The organism is Streptomyces sp. NBC_00986 (genome assembly GCF_045162565.1).
In the GTDB taxonomy this organism is placed as follows: Bacteria; Actinomycetota; Actinomycetes; order Streptomycetales; family Streptomycetaceae; genus Streptomyces.
The window spans coordinates 7693548-7714815 of sequence record NZ_CP108733.1; the positions used below are offsets into that span (position 1 = coordinate 7693548).

Genomic DNA, 21268 nt, shown 5'->3' on the forward strand with positions numbered 1-21268 from the left:
TGAGGTCGGGTCAGCGCCGTTGGACGTGCGTGATGAAGGGGGTCCAGGCGGACGCGGGGAGGAGCAGGGCGGGTCCGGCGGGGTTCTTGGAGTCGCGGACCGCTATCCCGGTGGGGGTGAGGTGGGCGGCTTCGATGCAGTTTTGGCCCGTGCCGTCGCTGTACGAGGACTTGAACCAGGCGTGTTCGGGGCGATCTCGGGGTTCATGGTGCTAGAACTCCCTTTCCAGTCGGTGCAGGAAGTCGGGGGTGTCTTCGGGCGGCAGTGCCGATGCTGTCATGGCGTCGAACCGGCGGATGAAGCGGTCGACTTCACGGCGCTTGTCCGAGGTGTGGGTCGCGCCCCAGGCGCTGTCGATCTGGACTCTCGGTGGGAGGTCGTCGCCGAGGTCGAGGATCGCGAAGTCGTTGGTCGAGCGGTAGCCGGATCTGAACGGCAGGATCTGGATGGCGATGTGGTCCCAGGACGACATCGTCACGAGCTTTTCGAACTGGTCGCGCTGCACTTCGGCACCTCCCACCGGGTAGCGCAGGGCGGCCTCGCCGAGGATGACGCGAAGTTTGACCGGGTCTTCCCTGGTGAGCACTTCCTGGCGTCTCATCCGCAACTCCACGCTACTGCGCACGAATTCGGCGGTGTTCTCCTCGACCGGTTTGTGCGCTTCGAGGAGCGCGCGTGCATAGGCCTCGGTCTGCAACAGGCCGTACACCAGGGTCGGGTGGTACGCCCTCATACTGCGCGCCTCCGGCTCAAGCCCTACGAACGTCGGCATCCCGGTGGGCATGGGGAACTGGGTCAGCCAATCCCGTTGCCCCGACTCCCGGTTGAGGTTGGTCAGCGACTCGATGATCTCCTCATCGGTGACGCCGTACTTGTCCAGCAGCTTCCTCGGATCGCCGACGTTTCGGAAGTTCAGGGCGCCGGTCTCGATCCTCAGCAGGGTTGCCTCGGAGACGCGCAGTCCTTGCACCGCCTGCTTCCGAGTGAGGCCGCCCCCGCGGTCACCGAGACCGCAGCCTTCACGTAACTGACGTAGCTGAAGGCCAAGTTCGAGTCGCTGACCGGTCCGCCCGCGCTTTGCCGCCATGTGCACCGTCCCCGTGCAAGCCGTGCAGGTACTTGTGCAGATCCGGGCATAGTCCAATTCCGACTTCCCTGAAATTTCTGAGGAGTTTCGATTGCAGCTCGATGCGCAGTCTCGCCACGGTGGTCGGGCACCCCCCACCCGAAGGGAACCCTCCATGCCCCCACCCTCCTCACCCCCGACTGGTCCATGAGCTACCCCATGCCCCCCGCAGCGTCCGCCTCGCCCGCACCCACACCCGCCGCCGCCTCACCCTCTGGAACTGGCCCGGCGACATCGAAGACGCCGTCCTCGTCACCTCCGAGCTCGTCGCCAACGCCGTACGGCACGGCAAGGTCCCCGGACGCGAGGTCTGGCTACGAGTCGCCGTAGACGAAGAGAACGCCGCGCTGACGATCGACGTGTCGGACCCGACCCCGGTGTTCCCCGTGGTCAGGAAAGCCCCGGAGCAGAGAACGGCCGCGGGCTTCTCGTCGTCTCCGCGCTCTCCGAATCCCTTGATTGGTTTCTGCGCGGAGACATCGGAAAGACGGTTCGCGTCCAGCTCGCCGTAGGCCCCCGTACCAATTGACCCCCGGATAACCAACCGGACCCAGACACGAGACACCGAGTTCATTCGGACGAAATGTCCGTGCCGCCTCATAACGGCTAACCCGCTGTTCACGGGGATGGCTCGATTCATATGCAAGGCGGGTGGTCGTGTGCGCGCTAGACACGAACTGCACGTGCTGTCGGTCTACGAGGGGTTCTTCTCCGGAGGAGCCCGCATCGTCCACAGCGACGTCGTTCTGGGACTGGTGGAGGGCGGCCAGCACCATACGGTGCTCAGCATCCACGGCGAGGTTCATCGAGAAGCAACCCGGCAGGCCATGGAGAACGACGCCTGCTACCAGCAACTGACCGCGGCCGGCGTCGGCGTCTCGACCCTCGGCCGCAGCTTCGGCGGCGACCGGGACCCGGACGGGACCGTCACCGGCGGATTCACCGGACCCGAGCTCGCCGACGCGGCCCGCGCCCTCGCGGACGCCGACGTCGTCCTGTCGCTCAAGGAGCAGCCGCTCTCCCTGCTCAACCAGGCGGGCCTGCCCCGCCGCCCCGTCGTCGTGAGCCTGCACCGTTCGGACCCCGAACATCAGGGCCCCGCCCTCGACGAACTGAAGACCGCCATCGCCGACGGCAAGGTCGTCGCCGCCGTCTGCTGCGCGGAATCCACCCGCGACGCCTACCAGGCCGCCGGCATCCCGCCCGAGGTCCTCCACGTCATCCCCAACGGCGTGGACCTGTTCCGCTTCCGGCCCGACCCCGCCCGGCGGCTCGCCCTCCGTGCCTCCCTCGGCATCCCGGACACCGCACCCGTCGTAGTCTTCGCCGCCCGCTACGCCACCATGAAGAACATCCCGCTCTTCCTCCGCGCCGCCCACGAGTGGCTACGGCGCGAACCCGCCGGCCACGTCCTCATGTGCGGCACGGGCATGACGGACGACCAGCCCGCCCTCTCCGCCGACATCGACACCGCCTTCGGAGGGGACAGAGAACAGCTCGCCGACCGGCTCCATCTCCTCGGCGTACGGCGGGACATGGAGACCGTCTACGCAGGGTCGGACGTGGTCGCGCTGACGTCGTCCTTCGGCGAGGCCGCACCCCTCTGCCTCATCGAAGGCATGATGTGCGGCGCCGTACCCGTCGCCACCGACATCGGCGACAGCGCCTCCATCGTCGCCGGGCACGGCATCGTCACACCCCCCGACCCGGACGCCGTCGCGTCGGCCTGGACCGAGGCGGTCATCGGCCGCGCGGAGTTCGCCAAGGCCCACGCCCGCAGCCGCGAACGCTTCAGCCGTACGCGCATGATCGCCTCCTACGCCGCCCTCATCGACGGCCTCCACGCGGGCCACACGACGACCAGTGCCACCCCGCCGCCGCTGCCCGAGCCCCTGTAGGACAGACATGAGGAGGGGCCACCGACCCCCGGTGGCCCCTCCTCTCCCCTCCTGATCCCGCCCCGGTCCGTCACTACCGGGGCAGCACCACGACATACGCGGCCGGATCGCGGTCCGCCGACGCCATGAGCGCCGTACGGACCACCGCCGCCTGTTGCTCCATCCCGTCCCGGAGCTTCTTCGGGGTGATGTGGACGACCGTGATGCCCAGCCGCTCCAGGGTTTCGCGCTTGCGGGCGTACTCCGACCACAGGGCGTCCTCGTCCTGGCGCGGGGCGCGGGTGTCCAGTTCCACGGCCACCGCCTGCTCCGGCCAGTACGCGTCCAGGCCGCCCAGGTGCGGGCCGCCGGGCAGGCGCAGGTCGACGTTCCACACCGGGTCGGGGAGGCCGTGCTCGCTCACCATCCGGTAGAGGCGGTCCTCCGCGATCGCGCGGCCCTCGGCCAGCAGCGAGTCCACCGCGTCCACCACGTGCGGGCGGCTCAGCAGCTTGGCGCTGTTCAACTCCCGTACCACCGCGGCCGGTTCGCAGTGCCCGCCGCGTACCGCCTCGGTGAGCAGTCCGCGTACCGCGTTCGCGTCCGACAACTCGGCCACCGCGTCCGCGAGGGCCCGCGGCACCGGGGCCACCGGTACGCCCTTCACCTGCTGAGGGGTGGGGAGCGAGGCCGTACGGACGATCCGCGCGCCGCCCGTCGAGCGCAGTCGGCGCATCCGCGGGACCAGGACGTCGATCTGCTTCAGGGAGGCCAGTTCCGGCGCCGACGTGAAGCCGTGCAGGGTCAGTGCCGCCAGGCCCGTGACCATCGTCTCCGTGTACGTCGGGCGGTGCGGGCCCTCCGCGCCGGGCTGGACCGGAACCCCCGCCGTCCGCTCCCGCGCCGCGTACATCAGCACCGCGTGCAGCCGCTCCTCGCCGGTCGGCGGGCCGGAGTGCAACAGGACGACGCCGGGGAGGAGTTGCTGCCACGGCCCGTCGGGACGGCACTGCTCGTTCACCTCGGCGGCCGGGACGCCGTGGGCCCGGAGCTGTGCCGTCGTCAGCACGCGGCGGTGCACCTCGGTGAGGTGGCTGAGGGGGCGGGGGGAGAGCGGGGTGTTGTGGTTCATGCAACGGGGTTTCCCGCGCCGGATCCGGTCCCTAACCGCTGTTACACGCCCGTCGACAAATCCGGACAACATGGCACTAAAGGACAGGCGTTCGGATGCCGAGTAGGCGCCGAAAACCCCTGGTCCGGATGGGGTGGACCAGGGGTTACGGGGTGGATTACCTGTATTCAGTAACGGTGACGGAGAGGCCAATCGCAGGCCAAAGGTCAGCCCTGAGCGCCCCGCCCCTCGTTGTCCGCCGCCTGCGCCCGCAGTGCCCGCGCCAGGTCGTCCCGCGACTCCAGCACCAGCCTCCGCAGCGCCGGCGCCGCCCCCTCGTGGGACGTCAGCCACGCGTCCGTCGCGTCCAGCGTCGCCTGCGCGTCCTCGGCGGCCGGGTACGACGGGAACAGCCCCCGCACCACGTCCACGCCGATCTGGATCGACCGCTCCGACCACACCCGCTCGATCGCCGCGAAGTACTTCTCCGTGTACGGCGCGAGCAACTCCCGCTGCGACGGCTGCGCGAACCCCGCGATGGTCGCCTCGACGAGCGCGTTGGACAGCGCGTCCGACTCCACGACCTGCGCCCACGCCTGCGCCTTGACGGCGGCCGAGGGACGGGCGGCGAGACAGCGGACCTGGTGGCGCTTGCCGGACGCGGTGTCGTCGCGGGCCAGTTCGGCGGCCACGACGGCCTCGTCGGCGGCACCGTGCGCGGTCAGCGGCTCCAGGAACGCCCAGCGCAGCTCCTGGTCGACGGCCAGGCCCTCGATCTTCTCCGTACCCTCCAACAGGGCGTGCAGCAGAGCCAGTTCCTCCGGCGCCGACGCCACCGACGCGTAGAAACGCGCCCACGCCAGCTGCTGCTCGCTGCCCGGCTCCGCGTCCCGCAGATCCCGCAGCGCGATGTGCGCCAGGAGCTTCGCGCCGGTCTCGCGCCACCACGGCGGCGAGTAGTTGACCAGCGCCGAGTTCGCCCAGGCGTGCAGCATCTGCAGGACACCGATGTCGGTCTCCCGGCGCCCGAACTGCATCACCAGGTCGATGAAGTCGGGCGCGAGCAGCAACGCGTCCCGCGTCATGTTCCACAGCGCCGACCAGCACAGCGCCCGCGCCATCGGGTCGGTGAGCGCGCCGAGATGGTCGCGCAGGGTCGCCAACGACACAGCGTCGAAACGGGTCTTGGCGTACGTGAGGTCCTCGTCGTTCACGAGCACCAGCTCCGGCGCGTCCGCACCGGCCAGCTCCACCACGACCGTCCGCGCGCCGTCGACGTCCACCTCGGCCCGCTCGTACCGCACGAGACGGTTGTCCTCCATCCGGTAGAGGCCGATCACCACCCGGTGCGGGCGCAGTTCAGGGTGCGACTCCGCCGCCTCCTGAAGCACCGTCAGCTCGGCGATACGGCCGCCCTCCACGTCCAACACCACCTGCGGGGTGAGGGAGTTGACCCCGGCCGTCTGCAGCCACGACCGCGACCAGGACGCCATGTCCCGCCCGCTCGTCTCCTCCAGCACCGACAACAGGTCACCGAGGCGCGTGTTGCCGTACGCGTTCCGCTTGAAGTAGCGGCGCGCGCCCTCCAGGAACGCGTCCTGGCCGACGTACGCCACCAACTGCTTCAGTACGGAAGCCCCCTTGGCGTACGTGATGCCGTCGAAGTTGAGCTTCGCGTCCTGGAGGTCGCGGATGTCGGCGGTGATCGGGTGCGTGGAGGGGAGCTGGTCCGCGCGGTACGCCCACGCCTTGCGGCGGTTGGCGAAGCTGATCCAGGCGTCGGTGAAGCGGGTCGCGCCGACGTTCGCGAACACGCCCATGAAGTCGGCGAAGGACTCCTTCAGCCACAGGTCGTCCCACCACTCCATGGTGACGAGGTCGCCGAACCACATGTGCGCCATCTCGTGCAGGATCGTGTTCGCCCGCCCCGAGTACGACGCCTGCGTCACCTTCCCCCGGAAGATGTACTCCTCGCGGAAGGTGACGAGCCCCGGGTTCTCCATCGCGCCGAGGTTGTACTCCGGCACGAACGCCTGGTCGTACTTCCCGAAGGGGTACGGGTAGTCGAAGTGCTCGTGGAAGAAGTCCAGGCCCTGCTTGGTGATCAGGAAGACGTCGTCGGCGTCGAAGTACGGCGCCAGACCCTTGCGGCACATCGCGCCGAGCGGGATCTCCAGCGTCGTACCGTCGTCGAAGGTGCGGGAGTAGGAGTCCGTCACGTAGTGGTACGGGCCCGCCGCGAACGCAGTGATGTACGTCGAGATCGGCTTCGTCTCCGCGAACTTCCATACGCCGTCGGTCAGTTCGCCGACGCCGTTGCTCCACACCGTCCAGCCCGCGGGGGCCCGCACCTCGGCGCGGAACGGCGCCTTGAGGTCCGGCTGCTCGAAGTTGGCGAAGACCCGGCGCGAGTCCGCCGGCTCGTACTGGGTGTAGAGGTAGACCTCGCCGTCCTCGGGGTCGACGAAGCGGTGCATGCCCTCGCCGGTACGGGAGTACGCGCACCGCGCGTCGACGATCAGCTCGTTCTCGGCGGCCAGGTCCTCCAGCTGGATGCGCGTGCCGTCGAAGACCGCGCCCGGGTCGAGGTCCTTGCCGTTGAGCGACAGGGCGGTCACAGCCGGTGCGATCAGGTCAGCGAAGCTCGCCGCACCCGGCTCGGCGCAGCGGAACCGGATCGTGGTCACCGACCGGAAGGTCCGCGGCCCCTCCCCGGCGTCGTCACCCACCGCCGAACGCAGGTCGAGGGACACGTCGTACCCGTCGACGGACAGCAGGGCGGCCCGCTCACGGGCCTCGTCGCGGGTCAGATTCTCACCGGGCACGGAGGCACTCCCTCGGATGGTGTTCGATCAACGGCGTTCGCTATGCGGTCAGGGCCGATCCTGCCATGTGCCCCTGACGGCAGGTACCCGGGAATGAGGTGGGGAGGGGCGGTGTTGCCGTGGGGAAACGGCCGTATTCCGAGGAGCGTCATGTCTGAGACCGCCAAGACCCCCGTGGACTTCTGGTTCGACCCCCTGTGCCCCTGGGCCTGGATGACCTCCCGCTGGGTGCTGGAAGTGGAGAAGGTCCGGGACATCGAGGTCCACTGGCACATCATGAGCCTGGCGGTGCTCAACGAGCCCCGGCTCGACGAGCTGCCCGAGGAGTACCGCGAGCTGCTCGCGACCAAGGCGTGGAAGCCGATCCGCGTGGTCACCGCCGCCTGGCAGAAGCACGGCTCGGACATCCTGGGCCCGCTCTACACCGCGCTCGGCACCCGCATCCACAACAACGGCGAGGGTCCGACCGTCGAGGCCGTCGCCGGCGCGCTCGCGGACGTCGGCCTGCCCGCCGACCTGATCGACTACGCGGACCAGGAGGACTTCGAGTTCGACGCCGAGCTGCGCGCCTCCCACAAGGAGGGCATCGACAAGGTCGGGCAGGACGTCGGCACCCCCGTCATCGCCGTCCCCGGCCCCGACGGCGAGCAGATCGCCTTCTTCGGCCCGGTCGTCACCCCCGCCCCCAAGGGCGAGGAAGCGGCCCGCCTCTGGGACGGCACCGTCGCGGTCGCCTCGGTCCCCGGTTTCTACGAGCTGAAGCGCACCCGCACGAAGGGCCCGGACTTCAGCAACCTGGTGTAAGCACGGCGGCGCTCACTCCGGGGCGGCGGCCTTCTCCTCACGGAACTTCTCGGGGAGATCGCCGCCGCCCCGCGCGTTGTACGCCGGCTGGTACCGCACACAGCCCTTGACGGCGCAGCGCCACAGATCGCCCACGTAGTGCCGGGGCCCCTTCTCCGCACGGACGGCGGCCTTCTCGGCGGCGGCCATCATCTGGAAGTCCTGCCACCCGAGACAGTTCGGGCACCACCGTCGAAGCACCGTCATGAAGTCCTCCTCGCCACACGGCCAGGCCGGTAGTACACCGCGAATCGCGGGCGCCCGCCCCCGAAATCACCGGCTCCGGTGCCGCGCAGCCGCCAGCCGCGCCAGATGGTCCTCGAACCCCTTGGCGTAGAACGCGGCCCGCCCCGCATCCGGCTCCACGATCTCGGTCGGCCGCGTCCACACCCCCGCGTCCAGCGGAACCCCGTAGCGCTCCGCCGCGGCGAGCACCGCGCCCCGCGCCCCCACCTCCCCCTCGACGACCCGCAACGGCCGCCCCAGCACATCCGCGAGCAGCCGCATCCAGGCCGGGCTGCGCGTACCGCCACCGCACACCGCGAGCGACCCCGTCAGCCCCGCAGCCTCCAGACAGTGCCGGGCCGCGTAACCGATGCCCTCGCAGGTCGCGCGGATCAGGTCGGCGGGCGTCGACTCCAGGGAGACACCGGTGAGTTCGGCGCGGAGCCGGGGCTCGACGAAGGGCGCGCGTTCACCGGACGGCGCGAAATACGGCAGCACCCGCACCCCGTTCGCCCCGGCCGGGGTCGCCGCGAGCAGCCCGTCCACCTCCTCGTGCCGGACGCCGGTCGTCGACAGCACCCAGTCCAGCGCCGCCGTACCGACCATCGCCGGCATGGCCCGCAGCCAGTGCCCCGGCCAGTCGAGGGAGATGTACAGCCCGGCCGGTTCACCGCTCAGGTCCAGCTCGGTGGTCGCGACGAGACTCGCGAGACAGGTCCCGACGATGAGCAGCCCGTCACCCGGTTCCGTCACCCCCGCACCGAGCGCGCAGGCGGGCAGGTCGTACGGCCCGTTCGCGATCCGGGTCCCCGCCGGCAGCCCCTCGCCACGCGTCTCGGCCGTGGCGACGGGATCGCTGACCGGCGCCAGCAGCCTCCGCCGCCGGGTCAGCCCGAGAAGCTCGACGACACCGTTGTCGTACGACCGCGTCCGGGGGTCCAGGAACGGCATCGACGCGTCCGAGACATCGGTGGTCGCCCGCGCCCCCGTCAGCCGCTGGAACACCATGTCCTTGCAGTACAGGGCGGTGGCGGCAGCGTCGAGCGCGGCGGGCTCGTGGGCCGCGAGCCAGGCCAGCAGCGGCCCCGGACACCCGGGGAACATCGCGCTTCCGGTCCGCCGGAACACCGTCTCGAAGGTCCCGTCCGCCAGCCACTGATCGAGCAGTTCATGCGCCCGCCCGTCCATCCAGGACGCCGCCGCCCGCACCGGCCGCCCCTCGCCGTCCACCAGCCACACCCCGTCGCCCTGCCCGGTCAGCCCGGCCAGCTCGAACGGTCCCTCGACCTCCGCCGTGAGTTCGTCCAGTACGGCGACGACCGCGCCGTAGACCTCGTCCATGTCCTGCTCGACGAACCCGCCGTGCATCGACAGCTCCACCGGCCGTGCGGCCACGGCGAGTTCACGTCCCGATCCGTCGAAGGCGGCGGCCTTCACCGTGGACGTGCCGACATCGATTCCGACGTACATGTGGGGGCCTCCTGGGGGTGGGTGATGTGGGGTGGGGTGGAGGTGGGGCGGTGTTGGGTGGTGGCGCGTAGGGGGGCCGGTGTTGAGTGGTGTCGCGTAGGTGGGCCTGTGCTGTCAACGCACCCCGCGCGCACCTCTTTTGGTTCGGTCGCCTGCGGGGCGCTGGGAGCCGGTGTCGAGAGACCCACCGTGCTCGACCCTTCGGGCCTCCGCGCGCTGGGTCTCTCGACACCGGCGCGCCCCTACGGCTCCCTCTCGGCCGTCCACGTGGGGACAGTGGAACTTGGTGGGCGCTCACCCGAGTTGGTGCGACAAGCGTTCACCTCGTGCCCACCGTCCCACCTCCGCCGCCGCGATCCGCGCCGCCTTCTCGGCCACGGCCCGGGAGGCACCCCCGAGATGGGGGGTGAGGGTGACCCGGTCGGCGAAGCCGAACAGGCGTGCCCCGGCGGGCAACGGCTCCCGCGTGTAGGTGTCGAGGGCGGCCGCCGACACCTGTCCGCTCTCCAACGCGTCGCACAACGCCTCCTCGTCCAGCAACGGACCCCGCGCCACGTTCACCACCACCGCGCCGGGCCGTAGCAGTGCCAGTTCGCGAGCGCCGATCAGACCACGTGTCTCGGGGGTCAACCGGGCGTGCAGGGTGATGACTTGGGCACGCCGGAGGAGTTCGTCCAGCGTCGCGACGCGCAGCCCGTGGATCTCGCCGTGCACATACGGGTCGTACACCATGACGCGCGCCCCGAAGGCGCAGAGCACCCGCGCGACCCGGCTGCCGACGGCCCCGTACCCGACCAGCCCGACCGGCAGATCCTCCAGCTCCAACCCGCTGTGCTCGTAGGTGTAGTAGGCCGCCCCCGCCTCCCAACTGCCCTGCCCCGCAAGGAGTTCATGGGCCTGCGGGATCCGGCGGAGCGCGGCGAGCATCATCCCGACGGTGAACTCGGCGGTCGCGGCGGCGTTGCGGCCGGGCGCGAAGCACACCCGTACGTCGTGGGTCTTCGCCGCGTCCAGGTTGACGTTGACGGGTCCGCCCCGGCACACGACGACCAGCCGCAGATCGGGACAGGCATCCAGTACGCGTTCGGTGACTGGGCCCATCTGAGTGACCAGCACGTGGCCGCCGCTGCTCCGCAGGGTTTCGATCACCTCGTCCTCGGCATCGCTCGCTTCCTCCACCTCGGCGACGGATCCGAAGGGTTCCAGAGGCCAGCCGAGCGTCAACTCTCTTACGCTGAAGGGGTGTTCGCGCAGTTCCTCGGTGATGGCCGCGGTGATCAGCGAAGGCAGTACGAAATGGTCACCGGCGGCGACGACACGCAGGGTCTCGGTCATCGTGGGGCTCCCTCCCTCTCCGCCACGATGAACGGGGAATGCCGAATGCGTAACCCCTGAGGGAGGTCCGGATGATGTTCGAGGGCGAAGCGGAAGCGTGGCTGGGGATCGACCTGGGCACGCAGAGCGTCCGCGCACTGCTGGTCACGGCCGACGGCACGGTCCTCGGCGCGGGCACCGCCCCGCTGACCAACCACCGGGACGGCGTACGGCACGAACAGGACCCGGGGGAGTGGTGGGAGGCGGTGTGCACGGCGTCCCGGGCTGCGATGTCCTCGCTGAGGGGGCGGGGGGCTGGGTCGATCGGTGGCCTCGCGGTGTGCGGCACCTCCGGGACGGTCCTGCTGACGGATGCCCAAGGCCGCCCGTTCACACCGGGGTTGATGTACGACGACGGGCGCGCCGTGGAGGAGGCGGCGCGGGTCGGAATGCAGACGAGCTGGGCGCTGCCGAAGGCGTTGTGGCTCCTGGACACGTACGGGTGGAAGGAGGGGAGGGAGGGGAGGGAGGGGAGGGAGGGGAGGGGGCAGGCAGTCCGAGTGACGCATCAACCCGACGTGATCACAGCGCGGTTGACGGGAGAGGTGATCCCGACCGACTCCAGTCACGCCCTCAAGACGGGCTACGACGCGGAGCGCGAAGCCTGGCCGCCCCAACTGGCCCACTTGGGCGAGGTGTTGCCGGACGTGGTCCGCCCCGGCACCCGGCTGGGCGAGGTCTGTTCGGCCGCCGCCGAAGCGACCGGCATCGCCGCCGGCACCCCGGTCGTCGCGGGGATGACGGACGGCTGCGCGGCCCAGATCGCGTCGGGGGCGCTGCGCTCCGGCGCCTGGAACTCGGTACTGGGCACCACCCTGGTCCTCAAGGGAGCGTCCGCGAAACCCGTCCGGGACGACGCCGGGGTGGTCTACAACCATCGCGCGCCGAACGGCAGTTGGCTACCGGGAGGGGCGTCGAGTGTGGGGGCGGGCGCACTGCCGACGGTGGCGGACCCGGCAGAGCTGGACAGCCAGGCGGCGGCCTACGAACCGTCGGGCGCGCTGACGTACCCCTTGGCCTCACCCGGCGAACGCTTCCCCTTCCTGGCCCCCGATGCCACCGCCTTCACACTCGGCACTCCGGCGTCGGAGGCGGACAGTTGGGCGGCGGTGCTGCAGGGCGTGGCGTTCACGGAGCGCCTGTGCCTGGACTACCTGCACCACCTGGGCGCCCCGATAGACGGCCCCCTCACCTTCACGGGCGGCGCGGCCCGCAGCGCGTACTGGAACCAGCTCCGAGTCGACATCCTGGGCCGCCCGGCGCGGGTACCGGAACAGATCGAACCGGCGCTGGGGATGGCGGTGTTGGCGGCGTACGGAACGGGTCCGGTTGGCAGGGCGCTCTCGGATGTGGCCGACGGCATGGTCCGCATCCGCACGCTCCTCGAACCCCGCGCGTCCCACACGGCCCGCTTCGTCGAGCCGTACGCTCGCCTGGTGGACGAACTGGAGACCCGGGGCTGGCTACCGGCCCCGCTCGCGACCCACACCCGCACCCGGCTGAACCAGGACACGATCGACTCATGAGCGCCACCCTCCTCCTCGCCCGCCACGGCCAGACCGTCTGGCACGCCGAGAACCGCTACGCCGGCATCAGCGACGTCGCCCTGACGGACACGGGCCTCGCCCAGGCGGAAGCCCTCGGCCGCTGGGCGGCAGCCCACCCGGTGGACGCGATCTGGACGTCCTCGTTGTCCCGAGCGATCCTCACGGCAGCCCCGGCCGCCCGCGCTCTGAACCTCACCCCCCACACCGAACCCGCCCTGCGCGAATGCGACTTCGGCGTGGTGGAGGGCCGTACGCTCACGGAGTTCGAGACGGAGAACCCCGAGGCGGCGGAGGCCTTCCGGTCCGACCCGGTGGCGCACCCGTTCCCGGAGTCCGAGGACCCCTTGACCGCCGCCGAACGAGGCACCGCGGCCCTGCACCGCATCGCGGCCGCGCACTCCGGCCAACGAGTCCTGATCGTCGCCCACAACACCCTCCTCCGCCTGGTGCTGTGCCGGTTGCTGGGGATTCCGCTCGGCGAGTACCGGCGGGTGTTTCCGCAGTTGCGCAACGCGGCGGTGTCCGAGATTCGGATGGCGCCGGGTGGGACCGCGTTCCTCTCGCTTAACGTGCCTGTGTAATCGACGGCCGAAAAGGGTGGGGACGATGGGGCAGGAGAAGCGGGCGGCACGGCGTGCCGCGGGGACGCTGACCGGGGTGGACGTGCTGCTGCGCTGGATGTGGATCCGACGGCGTACGTCCGCGCAGGACATCGAGGACTTCGAGAACGGGCAGGCGCTGCTTGTCGCGGGGTTCACGAAGAGCATCGGCGGGGCAGCCGTGTCCTCGGTCGGCAAGGGCAAGCAGATCGCGCGCCTCAGATCGGGACAACTGCGCCTGGCCCCGGGGGAGGAACCGGTCTGGACAGACCGGCGCGGAGACCGGACCGCGAGCCTGAGACCGCCCTTCTCCCTCAAGCCCACCGGTGTGAAGCTGCCGTTGGGCCCGAAGTTCGAGCGCTACGAACTCGTCACCGCCGACGGCACGTTCGACCTGGCGCTCCCCAAGAAGGACCGGGAACTCGTGAGGCACGTCTTCGAGGCGAAGTGAGATGAGGAAGACCCCCGCGAGTCACGTCCTCGCGGGGGTCTTCCTCATCATCCGCCCGCCCGCGTGAAGGTTGAGAAGACGATCACGAGGCAGGACGATTCATTTGGGTCCATGGGTCAGACGGGCAGGATTGTCTCCCTGGACCTCGCCGCCTCGTAACGCCGTGCCACGTCCTGCCAGTTGACGACCGCCCACATCGCGTCGATGAAGTCGACCTTCTGGTTCCTGTACTGGAGGTAGAAGGCGTGCTCCCAGGCGTCGAAGACGAGGAGGGGGGTCGAGCCCTGGCCGACGTTGCCCTGGTGGTCGTAGATCTGCTCGACGATCAGGCGGCCGCTCAACGGTTCGTGGGCGAGGACGCCCCAGCCTGAACCCTGTGTCGTCGCGGCGGCCTTGGTGAGCTGGGCCTTGAAGCCGGTGAAGGAGCCGAAGGACTCGGTGATGGCGTCCGCCAGGCCACCGAGTCCGTCCGCGGCCAGGGGTTCGCCGCCGCCGTCGCCCGTCATGTTGTGCCAGTAGATGCTGTGCAGGATGTGGCCGGAGAGGTGGAACGCCAGGTTCTTCTCCAGGCCGTTGACCGAACCCCACTGCTCCTTGTCGCGCGCCTCCGCCAACTGCTCCAGCGAGTCGTTGGCTCCCTTGACGTACGCCGCGTGGTGCTTGTCGTGGTGCAGCTCGATGATCTCGGGGCTGATCACGGGGGCGAGCGCGGAGTAGTCGTAGGGCAGGTCGGGCAGCGTGTAGACGGGCATGGCGGATCGATCCCCTCCGGACTTCTTATTGCACATAGCTTGCAACTACAACCTAGCAGCGAAAAGGTGCCGTGTGGCTACTCCGCCACCGACGTGTAGTGCGACGCGTCGCCCTCGATCGAGTAGCTCTCCTTGCCCTCGATGCCGACCGGGATGTCGCCCGCGACGGTGACGCGGTTGAGGCGGCGGGGCTGGTTGTCGTAGTTGTCGATGGCGTAGTGCTGGGTGATGCGGTTGTCGAAGAGGACGAGCTGGTTGGGGGACCAGCGCCAGCGCAGGATGTTCTCCGGGCGGGTGACGTAGGACTGGAGGAGGTCCAGGATCTTGCGGGACTCGGTTGTTGAGAGTCCGACTATTCGCTGCGCGAACCCGCCTATGAACAGGCCGCGTTCACCGGTCAGCGGGTGGACGCGGACGACCGGGTGGACCGTACGGAACTTGATGGACGTGAACTGGGCGCGCTGGGCGGCCCGTTCGGCGTCGACCGACTCCTCCGGTACGGCGTAGTCGTAGTCGTTGGTGTGCTCCGCCCAGAGGGTGTCCGCGAGGACGCGCAGCGGCTCGGGGAGGTCGCGGTAGGCCGCCGCCGAACTGGCTATCAGGGTCTCGCCGCCGTACGGCGGGATCGTGATGCTGCGCAGGGTGCTGGCCTGGGGCGGGTTGAGGACGAAGGTGACGTCCGTGTGCCAGTGGTTGGCGCGGCCGCGCTCGCTGTCGACGGGCAGGACGTTCGGGGCGCCGTCGACGGCGGGCACCGTCGGGTGCGCGGTGGTGAGGTCGCCGAAGTGGCGGGCGAAGGCCTCCTGGCCCTCGTCGTCGAGGTGGACGTCGTCGAAGACCAGCGCCTTGTGGACGTTGAGGGCCTCGCGGATCGCGGTTGTCTGTTCTTCGTTCAGGGGCTTGTTGATGTCCACGCCCGACACGCGGGCGCCGATGTTCGCGGTGACCTTCTGGATCTCGATGGACATGTGAAGTCCTTTCAGACGAGGGCGGGTTGGGCGTACTGGTTGGCGGGGCGGGGGAGGCCGTAGCGCTCCCGGAGGGTCGTGCGCGGGCCGTACTCCGTGCGGAGCAGGCCGCGGGCGCGGAGGAGCGGGACGACGTGGTCGACGAACGCGTCGAGGCCGGAGGGCAGGACCGCGGGCATGATGTTGAAGCCGTCGGCGGCGCCCTGCGTGAACCACGACTCGATCGCGTCGGTGACCTGCTCCGGCGTACCGGCGAAGGTGAGATGCCCGCGTCCGCCGCCGAGCCGGCCGATGAGTTGTCGTACGGTCAGTCGGTCGCGGCGGGCGAGTTCGACGACGAGTGTGTAGCGGCTCTTCGCGCCCTCGATGGCGTCCTCGGGCGGGAGATCGGCGGGGAGCGGGGCGTCCAACTCCAGTGTGTTGGAGGGTAGTTGGAGGAGTCGTTCCAGGCGGTCCACGCCGTGCGTGTACACGATGTGGTCCTCCAGGAGTCGTTCGTTCGCGTGCGCCTCGGCCTCCGTCGAGCCGAGCACCGGGACGATGCCGGGCAGCACCTTGATGTGCTCGGGGTCCCGACCGGCCGCCGCCGTACGGGACTTGAGGTCCTTGTAGAAGGCCTGGGCGTCGGCGAGGGTCTGCTGCGCGGTGAACACCGCCTCCGCGTACCGCGCCGCGAACGTCTTGCCGTCCTCGCTCGAACCCGCCTGCACGAGCAGGGGGTAACCCTGCGGTGAGCGGGGGACGTTGAGGGCGCCCGCGACGCTGAAGTACGTCCCCTGGTGGTGGGGCGGGTGGATCTTGGTGTCGTCGCCCCACACGCCGGCCGCCTTGTCGGCGACGATCGCGTCGTCCTCCCAGCTGTCCCAGAGCTTCAGCGCCACATCGAGGAACTCGGCGGCCCGCGCGTACCGTTCGGCGTGCGCGGGCTCGTGCTCCAGACCGAAATTGCGGGCCGCCTCGGCGCCGGCGGTCGTGACGATGTTCCAACCCGCCCTGCCGCCGCTGATGATGTCGAGCGAGGCGAACTTGCGGGCCAGGTTGTAGGGGGAGTTGTAGGACGTGGATGCCGTGGCGATGAGGCCTATGTGTTCGGTGGCCGTCGCCAGTGCGGTGAGGAGGGTGAGTGGTTCCAGGGCGCCTGCCGGGCGTTGGGCGAGGTTGCTCCACAACTGCGGTCCGTCTGCCAGGAAGAGGGAGTCGAAGGTGCCGCGTTCCGCGATCCGGGCGAGGTGTGTGTAGTGGTCCAGCTCGACGTGGGCGTAGGGGTTGCTCTCCGGGAGACGCCAAGAGGCCTCGTGGTGGCCGGTGTTCATGAGGAAGGCGTTGAGGTGGAGTTGGCGGGGCATGGGAGGTCCTTTGGGTGGGAGTTCGGGTGCGTGAATCAGCTCGTCGGGTGACTTCTCAACGCGGGCCGCACATCAGCCCGTTGGGCGACCTCTCGACGCAGGCCGGCATTACCCAGCCCGTCCGGCGTTTGAGGACGAGGCCCCTTCAGGGCCGATGGGGGTCTGGGGGCGGAGCCCCCAGAAGGCGCGCACGAACAGCCGGCGCTCAGCGGGAATCCGACGTCACACCGAGCGCCGCCAGCAACCGCTCCCGATACTCCGCACGCGGCACCTCAGGGTCGATGACCAGGTCCAGCCCGATCCGCCCCTCCTCCAGCACAAGCACCCGGTCCGCGAGGACAATCGCCTCGTCCACGTCATGGGTGACCAGCAGCACCGAGGGCCGATGCCGCTCCCACAACTCCCGGAGCAGCACATGCATCCGGATCCGGGTCAGGGCGTCCAGTGCCCCGAACGGTTCGTCCGCCAGCAGGAGTTCGGGCTCACGGACGAGCGACCGGGCCAGCGCGGCCCGCTGTGCCTCACCGCCGGACAACTCGTTCGGCCAGGCCCGTTCCCGCCCGGCGAGCCCCACTTCGGCGAGGGCCTCGCGGCCCTTCGCGGCGGCTTCCTTGCCCTCCGTCCCCAGCAGCACGTTGTCGAGAACCCGCCGCCACGGCAGCAACCGGGAGTCCTGGAACACCACCGACACTCTTTCAGGCGCGGCGAGTTGACCACTCCCGACGACCTCGTGGTCGAGCCCCGCGATGGCCCGCAGCAACGTGCTCTTGCCGGAACCGCTGTGCCCGAGCAGGGCGGTGAACTGTCCGGCCGGCAGATCCAGATCGACGTGGTCGAGGACCGTACGCCCGTCGAACGACCGCGTAAGCCCACGGAGTTGGACCGCGGGAACCGCGGGACCCGCAGGGACGGCGGGCGCGGTGGTCAGCTGCTGAGTGTGCGGCGCCATGACAGCACCCTCCGTTCGACGAGACGGACCGCGCTGTCGGAGATCAGACCGAACACGCCGTAGATCAGCAGGCCGACGAGGATGACGTCCGACTGGCCGTAGTTCTGGGCCTGGAACATCATGTAACCGAGGCCGCTGGTGGCGTTGATCTGCTCCAGGACGACCAGGCTCAGCCAGGAGCCGGTCACTCCGAGGCGCAGGCCCACGAAGAAGCCGGGCAGGGCGCCGGGGATGACGATCTGGCGGACGAACTGGAGCCTCGACAGGCCCTGGACCTCGGCGAGTTCGACGTAGCGGTGGTCGATGCCGGACAGCGCGGCGTGCAGGTTGAGGTAGATCGGGATGTAGACGACGATCGCGATGATGGCGATCTTGAAGGTCTCGCCGATGCCCAGCCAGAGGATGAACAGCGGGATGAGGCCGAGGGTGGGGATGGCCCGGTTGAGCTGCACGGTCCCGTCGATCAGCGCCTCGCCGACCCGGCTCAGCCCGGCGGCCAGCGCGAGGACGACTCCGGCGGTGAGGCCGAGCGCGAAGCCGTAGGCGGCGCGTTCCAGCGAGGTCAGCATGTCCGTGGGCAGCGTGCCGGACGTCCACAGCCGGCCGGCGGTCCGCAACACCGTCCAGGGCGCCGGGATCGCGGCCGGGTCCAACTGCCCGGCGGCGGAGGCGACGGCCCAGAGGGCGAGGAAGAGAGCGGGGCCGATGATCCGGGAGGCGGGCAGCCGTTTGCCGGGGGCGAGACCGCGCCGCCGCCTGCGCGGAGCTTCGACGGCACCCTCAACAGCGGTCACCGGCAGGGCAGTTGCGGCAGACGTGTCCACAGCCTGGGAGGTGGTCATGGCCGTCACCTCCGGTACTCCGCCGCCACGGCCTTCGCCGCGATCCCTTCGAAGCGCCGGTCGAAGAGCGAGTCCACCGTGAACTTCTTCACGAAGCCACCCTCCGCGAGCAGATCGGCGGTCTCCTGCTCCCACTTCACGGCCTCGTCCCAACTCGGCGGGAACAACGGCTTGTTGGCGAGCGCGGTGACCGACTGGGCCTGCGCGAGCGTCAGGTTCTGCGTCTTGACGTAGAACTCCTCGTTCCAGGCGTCCGGGTGCTCGTACTGCCAGACCTGGCCTTGCGCCCACTGCGGGATGTACGCGGCGATCGCGGCGGCCTTCGCCGAGTCGGCCAGCACGGCGGACGGCGCCCACAACAGGTTGAGCAGGTCTACGACGTCGGTGGTGATCGCGCGGGCGCCCTTCGCCTCGTACTGCTTGAGGTACGCCGGTGCCTGGCTGTTGGCGAGCGGGGCGATGTCGACCTGGCCCGACTGGAGGGCGGTGAAGAACTGGTTGCTGGTCAGCGGGACGAGTTTCACCTCGTCGTACTTCAACCCGGCCTGCTTCAACGCCCGTAGCAGTACGACTCCTTGGGCCTGCCCCTGCGAGAAGGCCAGCTTCTTGCCCTTGAAGTCGGCGACGGTGCGGATGTCGCTGCCGGGCTTGGTCGCGAAGAGGTAGTTCGGCTTGCGGGTGACGTCGATCGCGACGATCTTCGCGTCGTAGCCCTGGTAGTGCGCCTGGATCGGCGGGATGCCCGCGTTGTTGGCGAGGTCCAGGGACTTGGCGCGGAACGCGTTGATGACATCGGGACCGGCGCCGATGTTCACCCAACTCGACACCGTGAACGGCAACTTGGGCAGTTTCGCCAGCTTGAACTGCAACTGCTGGGTGTTCAGGTACGAGGAGATCTTCAGGCTCGTGCCGGACGGGACCTTCTCGGCGAGCGGGGCGGACAGACCGGCCCCCGACTTGGCGGCCGCGGCACTGCTCGTGGCACAGCCGCTGAGACCGGCGATGCCCGCCGCGGCACCGAGCACGGAGGTGAGGAAGAGCCGCCGGTCGACGCCGGGCGCACGGGAATGAGGCATGGGAGGACTCCCTGATCAAAAGGCAGTGGAACGCGGGAATGCGCGTGGAATTCACGGACGGCGAAAGACGGAGCAGTCCGGAGAAGGAAATTCAGGCAGGATGAGACCGGCGCCCGGGGCGCGTCAACGGGTCAGCAACAAGAAGTGCGACAACTCATCTGCAGGCTCATGACCAGGATGTTCCCGGTCATGCGTGCCCCCTGTCAATATTCCGAGTTTCTGAATTAAATACGCCCCGGTGAAACGCTCGGTCACACGCTCAACGGATCCCGGTACAGCACATCGAGCATCACCGAACCGCCCGCCACCGCCAGTACGGAATCCGGGAAACTCGTCGGTACGACGGCCGACGCCCGTGCGTCCCCGACCTCCTCGCGCAGCGCGCGCAGGCAGTCCTCCCGCCGTATGACCCCCAGCTCGGTGACGACCACCGTCTCGGGGTTGAGGATGTCGAGCAGCAGCCCGACCGCCCGCCCCACCATCCGCGCCCGCTGCGTCAACAGCCGTACGGCGACCGGGTTTCCGCGCTCGGCCGCCGCCACGACGTGGGTCGGGTTCACGCCGTCGACGATCCTTGCCTCCCGGGCCCGCCTGCACAACGTCCGTTCGCTCAGCTCGACCTGGAGGCAGCCGACGCGTCCGCAGTCGCACGGCTCCGTGCCGCCGCGCAACGGCAGATGGGCGATCGCCCCGGCCTGCGAGCGCGGTCCGTGGTGCACCTCGTCGTTGGTGGCGAAGGCCGCGTCGACCACATTGCCGACGAAGAGATGCAGCACGCTACGGCTGCCGCGCGCCCGCCCGAAGAGCCGCTCGCCGTTCACCAACGCCCGCGCGTGGCCGTCCACATGGACCGGCAACCCGGTGCGGGCGCCGAGCAGTTCGCGCACCTGCACGTCCCGCCAGTCCAGCAGCGGATGGTCGACGATGGTCCCGGAGTCCCGGTCGACCCAGCCGCCGGCGGCGACCCCGACACCCAGCGGGGTGGTCCCGGCCGCCTCCGCGAGCAACGCGTCCAGCCCCTCGGCGGCCCGCGCCAGCACCAGAGACGGGTTGGTGCCGTCGTGGCCGATGCGCCGCTCGACCACCACCCGCCCGCGCAGATCGAGCAGCGCGACCGTCGTATAGGGCACCGCCACATGGACTCCGCCCACAACGAACCGTGATGCGTCCAGGTCGACGGGTACATGGGGCCGGCCCACACCTTTCGAGCGTTGGGGTGTGGCGGACTCCCGTATGAGCCCGAGTTCGGTGAAGCGGGCGCAGTAGTCGGTGACCGACGCCGGGGACAGCCCGGTCAGCCGGGAGATGGTGGAGCGCGCCACCGGGCCGTGTTCCAGCACCGAGCGCAGGACGACGCTCGCGTTGGTGCGCCGCCGGTCGCTGTCGGCGGCGCGCGGGACGGGGGAGTTGGGGGAATGGGAGGCGAGAAGGGGTGCCGCGGTACGGGGCATGGGGATCTTCCTCGGGAACGGGTCCGACAGTGCGCCGTCTCGAATGGGAGGCGTACCGGATCCGCTCCGCCCGCCTCAGGGGCGGTAACAGGTCGCGGCGGCCTGGCGTCGCAGGTCGACATAGCGACGCGACGCGAAGTTCCGGGCCTGGGCAACCATGCGGTCGAAGCTAGCAAAACGGCCCACGGCTGCCCAGACGGTGACCGGTGTGCGAGACGGCACGGCGGCCGGTGGGCGAGATGGCACGGGTGTCGGTGTGCGAGACGGCACGAGGCCCGCGTGACCGGCATCACGCCCTGGCGCGTGTAACGGGCATCCTTTGTCCGGAGCCCACCAAGTCCTCGTCGAACCCTTTGTCGGACGCTGACGGTGATCGGCCCGAGGGCCCTGGGATAGCGTCACAAAGTCCCCCTGTACCCCCGTCAACCTGCGGAGT

20 protein-coding genes are annotated in these 21268 nt (G+C 69.8%); 6 read left to right on the top strand and 14 right to left on the bottom strand.

What is annotated here, in order from left to right; genetic code table 11:
* Positions 1 to 10: 10 nt before the first annotated feature.
* Together OG504_RS34420 and OG504_RS34425 are read right to left on the bottom strand one after the other, a co-directional pair.
* Positions 11 to 136, bottom strand: a complete 126-nt coding sequence (locus tag OG504_RS34420) for a DUF397 domain-containing protein (protein ID WP_405996508.1) — start codon at positions 134 to 136, stop codon at positions 11 to 13.
* Positions 137 to 211: 75 nt separating this feature from the next.
* A complete protein-coding gene (locus tag OG504_RS34425) occupies positions 212 to 1087 on the bottom strand; it encodes a helix-turn-helix domain-containing protein (RefSeq protein ID WP_405993288.1) in 876 nt (291 codons plus the stop codon).
* A 101-nt stretch (positions 1088 to 1188) separates the two neighbouring features.
* Here OG504_RS34425 and OG504_RS34430 point away from each other — a divergent pair, with 101 nt between their 5' ends.
* Both OG504_RS34430 and OG504_RS34435 read left to right on the top strand, forming a co-directional pair.
* Positions 1189 to 1638, top strand: a complete 450-nt coding sequence (locus tag OG504_RS34430; RefSeq protein WP_405993289.1) for an ATP-binding protein — start codon at positions 1189 to 1191, stop codon at positions 1636 to 1638.
* Positions 1639 to 1809: 171 nt separating this feature from the next.
* Positions 1810 to 3024: a glycosyltransferase gene (locus OG504_RS34435; protein ID WP_405996509.1), complete on the top strand. Its 1215-nt coding sequence runs from the start codon at positions 1810 to 1812 to the stop codon at positions 3022 to 3024.
* A gap of 73 nt (positions 3025 to 3097) precedes the next feature.
* On the opposite strand, the gene OG504_RS34440 is transcribed toward OG504_RS34435, so the two are convergent.
* Positions 3098 to 4135, bottom strand: coding sequence for a hypothetical protein (locus OG504_RS34440; protein WP_405993290.1), 1038 nt, complete (start codon positions 4133 to 4135; stop codon positions 3098 to 3100).
* Between the two features lie 206 nt (positions 4136 to 4341).
* Entirely contained in the window at positions 4342 to 6939 is a 2598-nt protein-coding gene (gene pepN / locus OG504_RS34445) for an aminopeptidase N (RefSeq protein WP_405993291.1), read from the bottom strand.
* 150 nt (positions 6940 to 7089) lie between these two features.
* Here pepN and OG504_RS34450 point away from each other — a divergent pair, with 150 nt between their 5' ends.
* On the top strand, positions 7090 to 7743 hold the full coding sequence (locus OG504_RS34450; RefSeq protein WP_405993292.1) for a disulfide bond formation protein DsbA: 654 nt from the start codon (positions 7090 to 7092) through the stop codon (positions 7741 to 7743).
* Positions 7744 to 7755: 12 nt separating this feature from the next.
* On the opposite strand, the gene OG504_RS34455 is transcribed toward OG504_RS34450, so the two are convergent.
* The 3 genes from OG504_RS34455 to OG504_RS34465 form a co-directional block, all read right to left on the bottom strand.
* Positions 7756 to 7989 carry a hypothetical protein gene (locus OG504_RS34455; protein ID WP_405993293.1) on the bottom strand — a complete coding sequence of 78 codons (234 nt, stop codon included), beginning with the start codon at positions 7987 to 7989 and terminating at the stop codon, positions 7756 to 7758.
* Between the two features lie 66 nt (positions 7990 to 8055).
* Complete coding sequence (locus tag OG504_RS34460) at positions 8056 to 9477, bottom strand: FGGY family carbohydrate kinase (RefSeq protein WP_405993294.1); 1422 nt, start codon at positions 9475 to 9477, stop codon at positions 8056 to 8058.
* A gap of 294 nt (positions 9478 to 9771) precedes the next feature.
* A complete protein-coding gene (locus tag OG504_RS34465) occupies positions 9772 to 10812 on the bottom strand; it encodes a 2-hydroxyacid dehydrogenase (protein WP_405993295.1) in 1041 nt (346 codons plus the stop codon).
* A gap of 71 nt (positions 10813 to 10883) precedes the next feature.
* Between OG504_RS34465 and OG504_RS34470 the strand changes: the two genes are divergently transcribed.
* The 3 genes from OG504_RS34470 to OG504_RS34480 are packed head-to-tail and all read left to right on the top strand — an operon-like array spanning position 10884 to position 13448.
* A complete protein-coding gene (locus tag OG504_RS34470) occupies positions 10884 to 12377 on the top strand; it encodes an FGGY-family carbohydrate kinase (RefSeq protein WP_405993296.1) in 1494 nt (497 codons plus the stop codon).
* Complete coding sequence (locus OG504_RS34475; RefSeq protein ID WP_405993297.1) at positions 12374 to 12979, top strand: histidine phosphatase family protein; 606 nt, start codon at positions 12374 to 12376, stop codon at positions 12977 to 12979. Before OG504_RS34470 ends, OG504_RS34475 begins: the two co-directional genes overlap by 4 nt.
* Positions 12980 to 13004: 25 nt before the next feature.
* Complete coding sequence (locus tag OG504_RS34480; RefSeq protein WP_405993298.1) at positions 13005 to 13448, top strand: hypothetical protein; 444 nt, start codon at positions 13005 to 13007, stop codon at positions 13446 to 13448.
* Positions 13449 to 13564: 116 nt separating this feature from the next.
* Here OG504_RS34480 and OG504_RS34485 read toward each other — a convergent pair whose 3' ends face one another.
* From OG504_RS34485 to OG504_RS34515, 7 genes are all read right to left on the bottom strand, one after another.
* Positions 13565 to 14200, bottom strand: coding sequence for a superoxide dismutase (locus tag OG504_RS34485; protein ID WP_405993299.1), 636 nt, complete (start codon positions 14198 to 14200; stop codon positions 13565 to 13567).
* A gap of 77 nt (positions 14201 to 14277) precedes the next feature.
* Complete coding sequence (locus tag OG504_RS34490; protein WP_405993300.1) at positions 14278 to 15168, bottom strand: TauD/TfdA dioxygenase family protein; 891 nt, start codon at positions 15166 to 15168, stop codon at positions 14278 to 14280.
* 11 nt (positions 15169 to 15179) lie between these two features.
* Positions 15180 to 16514, bottom strand: a complete 1335-nt coding sequence (locus tag OG504_RS34495) for an LLM class flavin-dependent oxidoreductase (protein ID WP_405993301.1) — start codon at positions 16512 to 16514, stop codon at positions 15180 to 15182.
* Positions 16515 to 16719: 205 nt separating this feature from the next.
* Entirely contained in the window at positions 16720 to 17463 is a 744-nt protein-coding gene (locus OG504_RS34500; RefSeq protein WP_405993302.1) for an ABC transporter ATP-binding protein, read from the bottom strand.
* Positions 17439 to 18305, bottom strand: a complete 867-nt coding sequence (locus OG504_RS34505) for an ABC transporter permease (RefSeq protein WP_405993303.1) — start codon at positions 18303 to 18305, stop codon at positions 17439 to 17441. The genes OG504_RS34500 and OG504_RS34505 overlap by 25 nt, the downstream gene beginning before the upstream one ends.
* Positions 18306 to 18310: 5 nt before the next feature.
* Entirely contained in the window at positions 18311 to 19381 is a 1071-nt protein-coding gene (locus OG504_RS34510; protein WP_405993304.1) for an ABC transporter substrate-binding protein, read from the bottom strand.
* 251 nt (positions 19382 to 19632) lie between these two features.
* Positions 19633 to 20832, bottom strand: coding sequence for an ROK family protein (locus OG504_RS34515; RefSeq protein ID WP_405993305.1), 1200 nt, complete (start codon positions 20830 to 20832; stop codon positions 19633 to 19635).
* Between the last annotated feature and the right edge of the window lie 436 nt (positions 20833 to 21268).

Coding starts and splice junctions, on each gene's coding strand:
- OG504_RS34430 (WP_405993289.1), top strand. CDS start 1,189: ATGCGCAGTCTCGCCACGGTGGTCGGGCACCCCCCACCCGAAGGGAAC.
- OG504_RS34440 (WP_405993290.1), bottom strand. CDS start 4,135: ATGAACCACAACACCCCGCTCTCCCCCCGCCCCCTCAGCCACCTCACC.
- OG504_RS34515 (WP_405993305.1), bottom strand. CDS start 20,832: ATGCCCCGTACCGCGGCACCCCTTCTCGCCTCCCATTCCCCCAACTCC.
- OG504_RS34475 (WP_405993297.1), top strand. CDS start 12,374: ATGAGCGCCACCCTCCTCCTCGCCCGCCACGGCCAGACCGTCTGGCAC.
- OG504_RS34480 (WP_405993298.1), top strand. CDS start 13,005: ATGGGGCAGGAGAAGCGGGCGGCACGGCGTGCCGCGGGGACGCTGACC.
- OG504_RS34470 (WP_405993296.1), top strand. CDS start 10,884: ATGATGTTCGAGGGCGAAGCGGAAGCGTGGCTGGGGATCGACCTGGGC.
- OG504_RS34460 (WP_405993294.1), bottom strand. CDS start 9,477: ATGTACGTCGGAATCGATGTCGGCACGTCCACGGTGAAGGCCGCCGCC.
- OG504_RS34495 (WP_405993301.1), bottom strand. CDS start 16,514: ATGCCCCGCCAACTCCACCTCAACGCCTTCCTCATGAACACCGGCCAC.
- OG504_RS34485 (WP_405993299.1), bottom strand. CDS start 14,200: ATGCCCGTCTACACGCTGCCCGACCTGCCCTACGACTACTCCGCGCTC.
- OG504_RS34510 (WP_405993304.1), bottom strand. CDS start 19,381: ATGCCTCATTCCCGTGCGCCCGGCGTCGACCGGCGGCTCTTCCTCACC.
- OG504_RS34425 (WP_405993288.1), bottom strand. CDS start 1,087: ATGGCGGCAAAGCGCGGGCGGACCGGTCAGCGACTCGAACTTGGCCTT.
- OG504_RS34455 (WP_405993293.1), bottom strand. CDS start 7,989: ATGACGGTGCTTCGACGGTGGTGCCCGAACTGTCTCGGGTGGCAGGAC.
- OG504_RS34465 (WP_405993295.1), bottom strand. CDS start 10,812: ATGACCGAGACCCTGCGTGTCGTCGCCGCCGGTGACCATTTCGTACTG.
- OG504_RS34505 (WP_405993303.1), bottom strand. CDS start 18,305: ATGACCACCTCCCAGGCTGTGGACACGTCTGCCGCAACTGCCCTGCCG.
- OG504_RS34490 (WP_405993300.1), bottom strand. CDS start 15,168: ATGTCCATCGAGATCCAGAAGGTCACCGCGAACATCGGCGCCCGCGTG.
- OG504_RS34450 (WP_405993292.1), top strand. CDS start 7,090: ATGTCTGAGACCGCCAAGACCCCCGTGGACTTCTGGTTCGACCCCCTG.
- OG504_RS34500 (WP_405993302.1), bottom strand. CDS start 17,463: ATGGCGCCGCACACTCAGCAGCTGACCACCGCGCCCGCCGTCCCTGCG.